This window comes from Salinisphaera sp. C84B14, assembly GCF_040361435.1.
Taxonomy (GTDB): Bacteria; Pseudomonadota; Gammaproteobacteria; order Nevskiales; family Salinisphaeraceae; genus Salinisphaera.
The window spans coordinates 111,953-124,498 of record NZ_APNL01000007.1 but is presented as its reverse complement, the minus strand read 5'-3'; the positions used below and the strand labels follow the sequence as shown (position 1 = coordinate 124,498).

The following is a 12,546-nucleotide window of genomic DNA, read 5'->3' as shown; positions in this document are numbered from 1 at the left end:
GCCCGGGTTACGCAACGGCCGCGCCGGTCGTCTTATGTTCGCGCGTGTGCGCTGCTGGACCGATTCACAGCGTCGCCGGTGGTTGCTGGGCGAGCGCCGCCACGCCGAACTCAGCGTGCGTAGCGCATATGCAGCGCCGCGGACCGGGAATAGTCCGCCACGGGACCGGCCTCGGTGAATCCCAGTCGCCGATACACCGCAATCGCTGCCGCGTTATCGCGAAATACGTTCAAAGAAACGGATGTCGGCTGCCGGGCCAGAGCCCAGCGGAGTAGCGCGTTCACGAGTTCGAATCCGTAACCCTAGCCGCGCTGCGACGGACTGACGATCAGCCGGGCGAAATGAAGACGGTTTCGTGGTTTCGGCATCACCTGACCGAAGCCCAGCAGTTCTTGCGTGCCGACCAGGCAGAACGCATCGGCACGATCCCGTTCGATCTGTTAGGCCAGCTGCGCCTTGTTGATCGGATACGACACCCGGGGGCCGGCCCAATACAGACACTGCTGCGGCGAGCCGATCCATTGGATGAGCACGTTCAGATCGTCTTGGCGTGCGGTGCGAAGTACGGTCATCGCAAGACTCTACCTGCATCATAAAAGCGCCCCGTAACGGGGCGCGATTGGTGTGCATGGGCCGTGTCGCGCCGACCGCTGCGCGTCGGTGTTGGCCATAGGCCGCAATCGGCGTGGTTCTGCGCTCCCGCTTCGCTACTGCCCCCCGATCGACGGCAGGAACAGCGAGATCTGCGGAAACAGGATCAGTATGAAGGTCGCCAGCATGAGGATCGCGATAAACGGCGGGGTGCCGCGAATCACTTCCATATAGGGCCGACGGAATACCGCGATGGCGGTGAAGATGTCGCAGCCGAAGGGCGGCGTGGCCGAGCCGATCGCGGCCTGCAGCGTCACGATGACGCCGACATGAACCGGATCAAGTCCGGCGGACTGCACCAGCGGCTTGAAGATCGGCACCAGAATCAGGATGACCACGATCGGATCGACGAACATGCAGCCCACGAAGAAGGCGGCCGCGATCAGCAGCAGGGCGAGTATCTGATTGTCGCCGATGGCATCGATCGCCGGGCCGAGCAGCTGTTCGGGCACGCCCGCGGTGCCCAGCGTCTGCGAAAACGCCGCGCCCACGGCCACCAGGATGAACACCACGGCGGTGATCATGCCCGTCGACAGGGCCAGCGGGCCAAGATCGCGAATGGAGACCTGGCGATAGATGACCACTTCAAGTATCAGCGCATAGGCGACCGCCACCGCCGACGCTTCCACCGCGCTGAAATAGCCGCCGTAGATGCCGCCTACGACCAGTACCGGAAATCCAAGTGGTAGCAGGGTCTTGCGCAGCGCGGTAAAGCGTTCGCCCCAGCTGGCCTTGGGCTCGGCCGGAATGCCCTGGACGATGGCGCCGATATAGCAGTAGATCGCGAACATGCCCAGAATCAACAGCCCCGGCAGGATGCCGGCCAGGAACAGGTCGCCGATCGAGGTCTTCATGACCACGCCGTAGACGATGAAACCGATCGAGGGCGGGATCAGCAGGGCGATATCCGAGGCGTTGATGATCAGCGCCAGGGCGAACTTGTCGGAATAGCCCTTGGCCAGCAGCCGGGGGCGCATGGGCCCGCCCATGGCGACCACCGTGGCCTGGGTGGAGCCGGAGACAGCGCCGAACAGCGCACAGGAAGCAGCCGTGGTAATCGGCAGACCGCCGCGCATGTGGCGGGTGAAGGCATCCACCAGATCGAGCAGGCGATTCGCGGTATGGCCCTTGGTGAGGATATCCGCGGCAAAGATGAACATCGGCACCGCGGCGAGTACCCAGCTGCCCACGCCGCTGATCATCCAGCTCACGGCCTGGTCCGGACCGAAGAAGGTCATGCCCGTGAACATCATGTAAAGCGTGCCGACGGCCAGCGGCACCATCATCGGAAACCCGAGCATCAAAAGCACGAGCATGATCAAGCCCAACCACATCAGCATGCGCTATCCCTCGTCATCATTTTGCTTGCAGGCCACTGCCGACGCTCAGACGCCATGTCTTTCGGCACTTGCGTGGGTCTGGCCGCTGTCGTCCAGCGGTACGTCGGAATACTCTTCCTTTTCGTTGAAGGAGCGATAGATATCGTCGCTGACCAGGTTGCGAACGATGGTCAGCAGGTACTGCACGCCGGCCAGCGTAAAGCCGATCGGCAGCGCCAGATTGACCGTCCACAGGGGGATGCCCAGCGCCGAGCTGGTACGGCCGCGTTCATAAAGCGTCATGTCGTACTGGGCCGACTTGTAGGCGAAGTAGAACATCAGGGTGCCGGTGCCCAGGCAAATGATGATGAGCAGCGTCTTGCGCAGCCAGCCGCTGAGCTGGTCGTAGATCGCCGACATGCTGATATGGCGGGCACAGCGTGCCGCATAACCCACGCCCACGAACGTCATCACCACGATGAGCATTTCGGTCACTTCGTACGTGCCGGCAATGCCGCTGGGTATGACTGCGTTGATGTGGGCAAGCCAGGTCAGCCCCGGCGTCGTCTCGTACTCGGTCAACAGGCCGGATAGCAGGCTTGTTACGACGTGAAGGCTCATCAGGCCGGCCATGACCAGGACGCTGCCGGCGACGACAATACGCTCGAGCCAGCCGAAGGCCTGATCGATGGCGTTAAGCGCCACGAGGATGATGTTGCGGTCCTTGCGCTGGTCAGCGCTGGATTGATTCATGTATTCGCCTCGCTTCATTCGCCTGCGACTATCGCCGACCGCTGCGCTTGGCTTGGTCGACGAAGAGGTCGACCGGCGCGCAAATCCGAACAGCGGTAATGTCGGTTGTCCTCGGCCCCGTTGTTTGAAGGTACAGGCATCGTCGAACCTTCGCTACTCGCCATTCGACGAACGGCGTTGTCGTGAGCGCCCCTCCTGCCATGCCGTTCACGGTTAGCAAAAGCGGTGCCACATGCGAGCGGCCGGGGCTGAAACGGGCCTTTCGATGGCGCGCGGCAGGCTCGATGACTCAGGGCAGGCGGCGATAGGCCATATCGAATACGCCGTGGCCCTTGCGCAGGCCGCGGGCTTCGAAGCGCGTGCCGGTACGCGGCGGTTCGCTTACAAAGCCGTCGCGATCGCCGATGTTCTCGAACGATGCGTGCGCGTCGAGCGTTTCGCGCATGTGTTCGGCATAGTTTTCCCAGTCCGTGGCCAGCCGCCACAGGCCGCCCGGCTTGAGAACACGGGCGATCTCGTCGGCAAAGCCGGGCTGCACGATGCGCCGCTTGTGGTGGCGTTTCTTCGGCCAGGGATCGGGGAAGTAGAGCAGCACGTTGTCGAGGCTGGCATCGGCAAAGCCGGCGGCCAGCACTTCGACCGCGTCGAGGTTGAATACGCGTACGTTTGTTGCTCCGGCGGCATCGATCGCCCCCAGCAGCCGGCCGACGCCGGTGAGATAGACTTCGATGCCGATGAAGTCCTCGTCCGGACGATGTGTCGCCAAATCGGCCAGCACTTCGCCCGCGCCGAAACCGATCTCCAGCGTACGCGGCGCTTCGCGGCCGAATTCCTCGGCCCAGTCGATAGGCGCTTCGGGCATGCTCAGGCCATAGCGCGGCCAGAGCAGGTCGAGGTTTTTCTGCTGGCCGCTGGTCAGACGGCCCTCGCGGCGTACGAAGCTGCGGATACGGCGTGCGTGCGTTGTATTCACGTCATCTCTTCCTGGCAAATACGACGTTCGCCCGGCATTGTCCGCAAGGCGAACAGCCGGCGGCGGATAACGCTAGAACGGCAGGTCGGTCATCGGCGAAGACGCCGACGCATAGCGGCGACGCGGCATGCGCCCGGCCAAAAACGCCATGCGCCCGGCGATCACGGCGTGGCGCATGGCCTGGGCCATGAGTACCGGCTTGTTGGCATGGGCAATGGCCGAATTCATGAGTACGCCGTCGCAGCCCATTTCCATGGCGATCGAGGCATCCGAGGCGGTGCCGACCCCGGCATCGACGAGTACCGGTACGTTGGCGTTCTCGACGATTTCGATCACGTTGTAGCGATTCTGGATACCCAGGCCGGAGCCGATCGGCCCGGCCAGCGGCATGATCGCGACACAGCCGATGTCTTCCAGGCGGCGCGCGGCGATCGGGTCGTCGCTGGTATACACCATCACCTCGAAGCCGTCGTCGACGAGCTGCTGTGCGGCGACCAGGGTTTCGCTCATGTCCGGATAGAGCGTCTTCTTGTCGCCCAGCACCTCGAGCTTGACCAGGTTATGGCCGTCGAGCAGTTCGCGCGCCATGCGACAGGTGCGCACCGCATCCTGGGCATTGAAACAGCCGGCCGTATTGGGCAGCAGCGTGTATTTTTCCGGCGGAATGATGTCCAGCAGGTTGCGCTTTTTGGCCGCCTCGGGGTCGTTCAGCGCCGGTGTGCGCCGAATTGCCAGGGTGACGATCTCCGCGCCGGAGGCCCGAATCGCGGCATCGGCCTGATCGAGATCGGCATACTTGCCCGTACCGACCAGCAGACGCGATTCGAACTTGCGCCCGGCAATAGTGAGGCTGTCGGCTTCGGCCACAGCCTGGCCGCCGCCGATGGCATGCACGATTTCGAGCGTGTCGCCCGGGCCGATCATCGTCTGCGGGTAGTGCTCGCGGGGTACGATCTGGCCGTTGTGTTCCACCGCGATACGCTGATCGCCATAGCCCAGGTCACTGACCAGCTGCGCGAGCGTGGCATGCTCCGCGCACTCAGTGGGGGCACCGTTGACTTCGATCTGCATGATGTTGTCCGACGTCGTCGATAGTGATGGGTGATCTGGCTTGTGCAGCCGAGCTTGGCGGCTTTTTGCGAGAGTATCTCGGCCGTTGACGGTCGCGGCATGCGCGCCCGATACGGCATTAAGATTCCTGCTGCCGCGTCGATCGGGCCGTACGGCCTGTCGAGACGCGCTAGAATAACGCGCCTCGCGGTTGCATGCGACTTGCGCCGGCCGGGATGCAGGCGCCATCGTTCGCCGGGAACACGCGGCGGCAACGGGTGGTCCACTGGCCCCGACCCAGGCGTGCCGCGCGCCGCTTTGACAATTCTCAATATGGCCTTGCCCGCATGAAACGTACTCTTCGCATTCTGCTTGCCGTGCTGGGCGTGCTCGTTGCGCTGATCGTGGTGGCGGTGATCGCCCTGCCGCTGATTTTCGACCCCAACGATTACAAGCCGCAGATCAACGCCGCCATCGAACGCCAGATCGGACGCGAGGTGAACATCAGCGGCGATATTGGCCTGTCGGTTTTTCCCTGGCTCGGTCTCGAGCTGGGCCGGGTAGAGGTGGCCAACGCCGAGGGCTTTGGCGACAAGCCGATGGCGGAAATGAATTCCGCCGAAGTGAGCGTCAAGCTGCTGCCGCTGATTCAGCGCGATATCGAGGTGGGCACGGTTACGCTTAACGGCCTGCGCCTGCGCCTGGCCCGCAACGCCGACGGCCGCAGTAACTGGGCCGATATCAGCGAACACCTGAGCGAGGGTCAGGCCGAAGCCGAGGAAGCCGAGCAGACCGAAGCCCCCGACGACGACGTCGATACCGGGACCCAGACCGAGGGCGGCTTCACCCTGGAATCGCTGCAGATCGGCGCGATCGATGTGTCCGATGCCGCCATCTCCTGGCGCGATGAAACCACCGGCGCGGACTATCGCCTGACCGGCGTGCGCCTGGGCACGGGGCGTCTCGTTGACGGCCAGCCGGTACGGCTGGATTTTTCCGGCGATCTCGCCGCACCGAAGGAAAATCTTGCCGCCGACTTCAACCTGGTGGCCCGGGTCGAGCCCAATATCGCCGATCAGTTCTATCGCTTTTCGGACATGACGCTCAGCGTGCTGGCCACGGGCGAGGGCGTGCCCAACGGCAAGCAGCAGGCCTCGCTTTCCGGCAACGGCGAATACGACGCCGCCGAGGGCCGCCTGAAGCTTTCCGGCATGACCTTCCAGGGCGCCGGCCTCAACGTCACCGCCAACGTCGACGGCATCGGGCTCAACGACAAGCCCGCCTATGCCGGGCGCGTGACGTTCAAGCGTTTCGACCCGCGCGCGGTCATGAACGAACTGGGCATGGACGCGCCGGCGACGCAGAAGTCCGGCGCGCTGTCCTCGGCGGGCTTCGATGCCCAGTTCGATATCAACAACGACCGTGCCGAGTTCAAGCAGATACTCGCCACGCTCGACGAAAGCTCGCTGAAAGGGTCGGCCAGGGTCGAAAACTTCGAGCGCCCCGCGTTCAAGTTCGATCTCGATCTCGATCAGCTCAACGTGGACGACTATCTGCCGCCGGGCAGCGCCGAGCAGGCCCAGAGCGAACAGCCGGCCGAAACCGGCGGCGGCGAAAAGCAGAAAGCCGCCGAGATCGACCTGTCGGCGCTTAAGGATCTGCGCCTGAACGGTCAGCTGTCGGCCGGTTCGTTGACGGCCGCGAATATCGAGGTCACCCATGCCGAGCTTACGGTGGCGGCACGCGACGGCGTTCTTACCATCGAGCCGCTCACGGCAGATCTCTACGACGGCAACGTGCGCGTGAGCGCGCGCGTGGATGCTTCCAGAGATACGCCGCGCTATGCGTTCAAGGGCAACCTCAACGGCCTGCAGTTCGAGCCGCTGCTCAAGGACGTGGCCGATACCGACCGGGTCGCCGCGCTGGCCAATATGAGCGTGGACGTCACCAGCGCCGGCAAGCAGGTGGCCTCCATGAAGCGTGCGCTTAACGGCAATCTGAGCTTCGATCTGCGCGACGGCGCCTTTAACGGCTTCAATCTGGCCGAGGTGATCGCAGCCGCCCGTACGCGGCTGGCCGGCGACGAGGTCGGCTCGGATGCCGGGGGCATCGGCAGCGACGAGCAGACGCCGTTCAACCGGTTCGCGGCGTCTTTCAGCATCAGCGACGGCGTGCTGGCCGGCAAGGACCTGAATCTGGTCACGCGGGTGCTTCAGGCCACCGGCTCGGGCAGCTATGATCTGGCCGACAACCAGCTCGACTACACGGTCGCCGCGATGGTGCCGGAAGACAGCTCCGGCAAACTCGCCGACCTGGCCGGCCTGCAGGTGCCGATCAAGCTCACCGGCAACCTGCTGTCGCCGGACTACAGCCTCGACGTGAAGACTGCGCTGCGCGGCGCGGCTGAAAAGCGGCTGCAGGAAGAATCGGACGACCTCAAGAACAAGGTGCGCGAAAAGCTCGAAGAGCGCGGCAAGAAAGTCGATGCCGATACGCGTGCCCGTATCGAAAAAGGCCTGAACAGCCTGCTGGGCGGCAGCAGCAAAAAGGCGGCCGCTGACGACGGCACGGATAGCGCCAGCACGCCGGCTGCGCCCGCCGAACAAGGCGAAGGCGGCGATGCCGGGGTAGAGGCAGAGAACCGCGCCGGCGAGAACAACGAGGCCGCCGCGCAGGAAAACGCCCAATCCCCGGCCCAGTAGCGGGCCATGACGGGCAGCCGGGTGCGCGTAGCGGCTTGCGCGGCCGCGCTCGCGCTCGTCGTCGCGGCCGGCCCGGCCGCCGCGGCGGTGATCGAAACCATGCAGGTCGAACGCGAGCACGACCGCTATACCATCGCGGCGTCCATGCGCCTGGCGGTTTCGCAGCGCCAGGCCTTTCGAGCGGCCAGCGATTACGAGCGCTTGCCGGAGTTCAACCCGAGCGTGATCGCCAGTCAGCGGCTGCCGGGCGAGCGCCTGCGTTCGACCATCCGGCTATGCGTGGCGCTGTTTTGCAAACGCATCGAACAGGTCATGCATTACCAGCAGACGCCGCCGGATTCGATCGCCATGCAGGTCGTGCCGGGCGCGGGCGATATCAAGGCGGGCTTTGCCGACTGGACGTTCAGCGCCGAGGATGCGAACACCACGCGCATGGTGTTTGCCGCCGAAATCCAGCCCGACTTCTGGGTGCCGCCCCTGATCGGCCCCTATCTCATCGCGCGCGAACTGCGCCGCCAGGCGCGGGTGACCGCCGAATCCATCGAACGGCTGGCCAGCGACTATGAAGACGACACCTACTCCGGCGATTGAACGCGCCCCGGCTGCGATAGCCGACGCCCTGCTGGCCTGGTTCGATGTCCACGGCCGCCACGACCTGCCCTGGCAGCATCCACGCAGCGCCTATCGGGTATGGGTGGCCGAGGTCATGCTCCAGCAGACCCAGGTGGCCACCGTCATCGATTACTTCAATGCCTTCATGGCACGTTTTCCCGATGTTCAAACGCTGGCAGCCGCGCCCAGCGACGACGTCATGGCGCACTGGGCCGGCCTGGGCTACTACGCACGGGCCCGCAACCTCCACGCTGCGGCCCAGGCCGTGGTCGCCGAGCACGGCGGCGAGTTCCCTCGCGATGTCGAAGCGCTGATGGCGCTGCCCGGGATCGGTCGTTCCACCGCCGGTGCGATCGCGGCCCAGGCCTTTGGGGTATGGGCACCGATTCTCGACGGCAACGCCAAGCGCGTGATCGCCCGCCTGGCCGCGCTCACGGCCACACCCGGCACCGCCGCCTACGAAAAGCCGCTCTGGCAGCTGGCCGAGCGCTATACGCCGAAACAGCGTGTAACCGACTACACCCAGGCGATCATGGATCTGGGCGCGACGCTTTGTACCCGTAGTGCGCCCGACTGCCCTCGCTGTCCCTTGTCGGAGGGTTGCGCGGCCTATGCACAGGGCGACCAGGCGCGTATCCCCACACCGCGCAAGCGCAAAAAGCGCCCGCAGCGCGAAACCCGGGTTCTGGTGGTCACCGATACGGCCGATCGCCTGCTGCTGGAAAAACGCCCGCCCGCCGGCATATGGGGCGGCCTATGGAGCCTGCCGGAAGTGGCAGTGGATGCCGATATCGCCGACGTATGCGCGACGCGCTTCGGATTGCCCGTGGAAAACGCGCAGGAACTTGCGCCCATCCATCACGGCTTCACCCATTTCGAGCTGTTGATTCATGCCACGCGTGTGCAGGCCGGGCGTGGGGCACGTATCATGGAAGGCTCGCTGCAATGGTTCGAGCCCAACGCGCGTCCCGGCGTGCCGGCGCCCATTGCCAAGCTTCTGGACAGTCCGCAACACACGCTAGCGCTATGAGCCACACCGTACACTGCGTCAAACTCGATCAAGAGGCCGAAGGCCTGCCGCGGCCGCCGCTACCCGGCGAGCTTGGCAAACGCATCCACGAGAATGTGTCGATGCAGGCCTGGCAGCAATGGATGACCGAACAGACGCGCCTGATCAACGAGTACGGCCTGCACCTGGCCGACCCGAAAGCGCGCGAGTTCCTGATGGAGCAAACCGAAGAATATTTCTTCGGCAGCGGCCAGACCGCCGAAACGCACTACGTGCCGCCCGAACAGTAGCCCACCGATACGTCGCCGAGGTTGACGTTGGGCGCGGGGATCGGTTTAATACGCGCTCTCCAAGATCGCTTGCACGATCTGGCCGGATAGCTCAGTTGGTAGAGCATGCGACTGAAAATCGCAGTGTCGGTGGTTCGATTCCACCTCCGGCCACCATCTTTTTCTCCCCGTGGACTGACCGCATATCGCGCTGAAGCAGCGCTGATGCAAACGGCTGTTCGCGTGCATCTGCGCCCGCGCAAGCCTTACACTCGTGTAAGACCCGTTCGGCAGGCTCGCAGGCCATGGCACAACTGACCACCAAGCGCTGCAGCGCCGGTGAAATCCAGGCGCATGTGGATGAGCTGGCGGCATTGCGTATCCGCGTGTTTCGCGATTTCCCCTATCTCTACGACGGCGATCTCGACTACGAGCGCGAGTATCTGGCGACCTACGTGAACTCGCCGCGCTCACTCGCTTTCCTGGTACACGACGGTGATCGGCTCGTCGGCGCGACCACCGCGCTGCCCCTGGCAGACGAGGAGGCCGCGTTCAAAGCGCCGCTCGCCGAGGCCGGCTTCGACGTTGATCGAGTGTTCTATTTCGGCGAATCGCTGCTGTTGGGCGACTATCGCGGCCACGGTCTCGGGCATCGCTTTTTCGACGAGCGCGAGGCCTGGGCACGACAGGCGGGCGATTTTTCACATGCCTGCTTCTGCACGGTCGAGCGTCCCCAAGACCACCCTCTGCGGCCGCCCGGCTACGAGCCGCTGGATGCGTTCTGGCAGCGTCGCGGTTTTGCGCGTCGCGACGATATCGGCGCGATTTATCGCTGGCAGGATATCGATCAGGGCCGGGAAACAGACAAGCGCCTGGTCTTCTGGATACGCGCGCTCGACTGAATTCCGAGCGGCCGTCCGAGCGTTGAACGTCGCGGGCAGGGGCCGCACTGGCGTGGAAATTGCGTTAGGGTAGTGCGAGTTCCTGGGGGAAGCGTCGGGGGGCGTTTGAACACTAAATTATCGGTAGAGCACGTCTACAAGGTTTTCGGCGCGCACCCGAAACGCGCGCTGGAGCGCATCGAAAAAGGGCAGACGAAGGACGAAATATTTGCCGCCACCGGCATGACGGTGGGCGTGTCCGACGCCTGTTTCGAGGTTGAGGAAGGCGAGATATTCGTGGTCATGGGCCTGTCCGGCTCGGGCAAGTCCACGCTGGTTCGCATGCTCAATCGCCTGATCGAGCCGACCGCAGGTTCGATTCGTATCGACGGCCAGGACATCACCCGCATGACACGCAAGCAGCTGATCGCGCTGCGTCGTCGTGAGATCAGCATGGTGTTTCAGTCGTTTGCGCTCATGCCGCATCAAAGCGTTATCGAAAACACCGCCTTTGGCCTGGCCGTCGCGGGTGTCGCGCGCGAACAGCGCGAGCAGAAAGCGCTGGCGGCACTGGATGCGGTCGGTCTCAAGGCCAACGCCCACAGTTATCCCGACGAGCTCTCCGGCGGCATGAAACAGCGCGTGGGGCTGGCGCGGGCGTTGGCGGTCGATCCCGGTATTCTGCTCATGGACGAGGCGTTTTCGGCGCTTGATCCGCTTATTCGCACCGAGATGCAGGATGAGCTGCTGCGGCTTCAATCCGAGCAGGCCCGGACGGTGGTGTTCATCACCCACGATCTGGACGAAGCCATGCGGGTGGGCGATCGCATCGCCATCATGCAGGGCGGTACGGTCGTCCAGGTCGGCACGCCCGAGGAGATCGTGCGCGAACCGGCCAACGAATACGTACGCTCGTTTTTCCGCGGCGTGGATGTCAGCCACGTCTTCACCGCTGCCGACGTGGCCCGGCGCGATCAGGTCACGGTCATGGAGCGGCCCGGGGTGAGTCTGCGCGCCGCGCTGGAACGCCTGCGCGGTCACGATGGCTCGGCGGCCGTGGTGCACGATCGCGGCGGCCGTTATCAGGGCGTGGTGAGTATCGATTCGCTCATCGCCTGTATCGACGGCCTGGGGCGACGCGACGACGGGCATATCGAGGATGCCTTCATCAACGAGATCGAGCCGGTTTCTGTCGATACGCCGCTGACCGAGCTCATGACCCAGGTGGCACACAGCCCGTACCCGGTGCCGGTCGTGGACGAGGGCGGGCGCTACAAGGGCACGATTTCACGGGCGACGCTGCTGCATACGCTCGATCGTACGGACAAGGGGGCGGCATGATCAGTCTTTACGCCGGTATCGGCGCGTTCTGGCAGGCGCTCAAGGACGCTTTCGTGGTCGATCTGCCCATCGGCGAGGGCTTTACCGCGGTCGTCGATTTCATGCAGACGCATTTCGACCTCTTCTTTACTGCCATCGCCGATGCGATCAGCTTCGTCGCCGACAACCTCACCGCCTTTTTCAACTATCTGCCGCCGCAGCTGGTGTTCGGCGTGCTCGCCGTACTCGCGCTCTGGCGGGTGGGCTGGCAGTTCGCACTGTTCGTGCTGCTGGGGCTTTATGTGGTCATGGGCATGGATCTGTGGCCGGAGTCCATGGATACGCTGGGGCTGGTGATTGCCGCCACCCTGGCCGCGCTCGGCGTGGGGCTGCCGCTGGGCGTGGCCATGGCCAAGAGCGATCTGCTGGCGGCGTTTGTACGCCCCGTGCTGGATTTCATGCAGACGCTGCCGGCGTTCGTGTATCTGATTCCGGCGGTGATCTTTTTCGGCACCGGCCGCGTGCCGGGCACGATCGCGACGGTGATCTTTTCCATGCCGCCGGCGGTGCGCATGATGAACCTGGGCATTCGCCAGGTCCCGGCCGAGAACGTCGAGGCCGGGCGCGCCTTTGGCTGCAATCCTCTACAGCTGCTGTTCAAGGTGGAGCTGCCGCTGGCGCTGCCCTCGATCATGGCCGGCATCAATCAGACCATCATGCTGGCCCTGTCGATGGTGGTAATCGCCTCGATGATTGGCGCCGGTGGCCTGGGCGACCCGGTGCTTGCGGGCATTCAGCAGCTGCGTCTGGGCACCGGTTTCGAAGGCGGGCTCGGGGTGGTGATTCTGGCCATCATCCTCGACCGTCTCACCCAGAGCTTTGCCCAGCGCAGCCGCCAGCGCACCGCGATCAGTACGCGGTTGAAAGAGTTTTTCGGGCGCCGACAGGACGCGCCCGGCAACTGATATAGCGCACCGGAAGCCGGGCGTTATCGGGGCATCAGATCA

Annotated in this window: 12 protein-coding genes, 1 tRNA gene and 1 pseudogene; 8 read left to right on the top strand and 6 right to left on the bottom strand. The window is 64.3% G+C overall.

The features are described 5' to 3' along the window. Nucleotides 1–110: 110 nt before the first annotated feature. The 6 genes and pseudogenes from C84B14_RS07985 to thiS all read right to left on the bottom strand — a co-directional run. A pseudogene (locus C84B14_RS07985) lies at nucleotides 111–290 on the bottom strand (GNAT family N-acetyltransferase); the annotation flags it as partial. 150 nt (nucleotides 291–440) lie between these two features. Then, nucleotides 441–572 (bottom strand): hypothetical protein, encoded by a 132-nt coding sequence (locus C84B14_RS07980; protein ID WP_353223171.1) that lies wholly within the window; start codon nucleotides 570–572, stop codon nucleotides 441–443. 135 nt (nucleotides 573–707) lie between these two features. Beyond that, on the bottom strand, nucleotides 708–1,991 hold the full coding sequence (locus tag C84B14_RS07975; RefSeq protein WP_348764846.1) for a TRAP transporter large permease: 1,284 nt from the start codon (nucleotides 1,989–1,991) through the stop codon (nucleotides 708–710). Between the two features lie 45 nt (nucleotides 1,992–2,036). Then, a complete protein-coding gene (locus C84B14_RS07970; protein ID WP_353223169.1) occupies nucleotides 2,037–2,723 on the bottom strand; it encodes a TRAP transporter small permease in 687 nt (228 codons plus the stop codon). Nucleotides 2,724–3,012: 289 nt separating this feature from the next. Further along, the gene (gene trmB / locus C84B14_RS07965) at nucleotides 3,013–3,696 is read right to left on the bottom strand and encodes a tRNA (guanosine(46)-N7)-methyltransferase TrmB (RefSeq protein ID WP_353223168.1); all 684 of its coding nucleotides are present in this window, start codon (nucleotides 3,694–3,696) and stop codon (nucleotides 3,013–3,015) included. Nucleotides 3,697–3,768: 72 nt separating this feature from the next. After that, nucleotides 3,769–4,767 carry a sulfur carrier protein ThiS gene (gene thiS, locus C84B14_RS07960; protein ID WP_353223166.1) on the bottom strand — a complete coding sequence of 333 codons (999 nt, stop codon included), beginning with the start codon at nucleotides 4,765–4,767 and terminating at the stop codon, nucleotides 3,769–3,771. Nucleotides 4,768–4,961: 194 nt separating this feature from the next. Between thiS and C84B14_RS07955 the strand changes: the two genes are divergently transcribed. From C84B14_RS07955 to C84B14_RS07920, 8 genes are all read left to right on the top strand, one after another. Next, nucleotides 4,962–7,448 (top strand): AsmA family protein, encoded by a 2,487-nt coding sequence (locus tag C84B14_RS07955; protein ID WP_502949899.1) that lies wholly within the window; start codon nucleotides 4,962–4,964, stop codon nucleotides 7,446–7,448. A 6-nt stretch (nucleotides 7,449–7,454) separates the two neighbouring features. Beyond that, the gene (locus tag C84B14_RS07950) at nucleotides 7,455–8,039 is read left to right on the top strand and encodes an SRPBCC family protein (RefSeq protein ID WP_353223162.1); all 585 of its coding nucleotides are present in this window, start codon (nucleotides 7,455–7,457) and stop codon (nucleotides 8,037–8,039) included. Next, complete coding sequence (gene mutY / locus C84B14_RS07945) at nucleotides 8,011–9,090, top strand: A/G-specific adenine glycosylase (RefSeq protein WP_353223160.1); 1,080 nt, start codon at nucleotides 8,011–8,013, stop codon at nucleotides 9,088–9,090. Before C84B14_RS07950 ends, mutY begins: the two co-directional genes overlap by 29 nt. Then, nucleotides 9,087–9,359 (top strand): oxidative damage protection protein, encoded by a 273-nt coding sequence (locus C84B14_RS07940; protein ID WP_293623743.1) that lies wholly within the window; start codon nucleotides 9,087–9,089, stop codon nucleotides 9,357–9,359. Before mutY ends, C84B14_RS07940 begins: the two co-directional genes overlap by 4 nt. A gap of 80 nt (nucleotides 9,360–9,439) precedes the next feature. After that, nucleotides 9,440–9,515: transfer RNA gene (locus tag C84B14_RS07935), tRNA-Phe, on the top strand. Between the two features lie 128 nt (nucleotides 9,516–9,643). Further along, nucleotides 9,644–10,240 carry a GNAT family N-acetyltransferase gene (locus tag C84B14_RS07930; RefSeq protein WP_353223158.1) on the top strand — a complete coding sequence of 199 codons (597 nt, stop codon included), beginning with the start codon at nucleotides 9,644–9,646 and terminating at the stop codon, nucleotides 10,238–10,240. Between the two features lie 105 nt (nucleotides 10,241–10,345). Then, nucleotides 10,346–11,560, top strand: coding sequence for a glycine betaine/L-proline ABC transporter ATP-binding protein ProV (gene proV / locus C84B14_RS07925; RefSeq protein ID WP_353223156.1), 1,215 nt, complete (start codon nucleotides 10,346–10,348; stop codon nucleotides 11,558–11,560). Next, nucleotides 11,560–12,504, top strand: coding sequence for an ABC transporter permease (locus C84B14_RS07920; RefSeq protein ID WP_353223289.1), 945 nt, complete (start codon nucleotides 11,560–11,562; stop codon nucleotides 12,502–12,504). The genes proV and C84B14_RS07920 overlap by 1 nt, the downstream gene beginning before the upstream one ends. The last annotated feature ends 42 nt before the right edge of the window (nucleotides 12,505–12,546 follow it).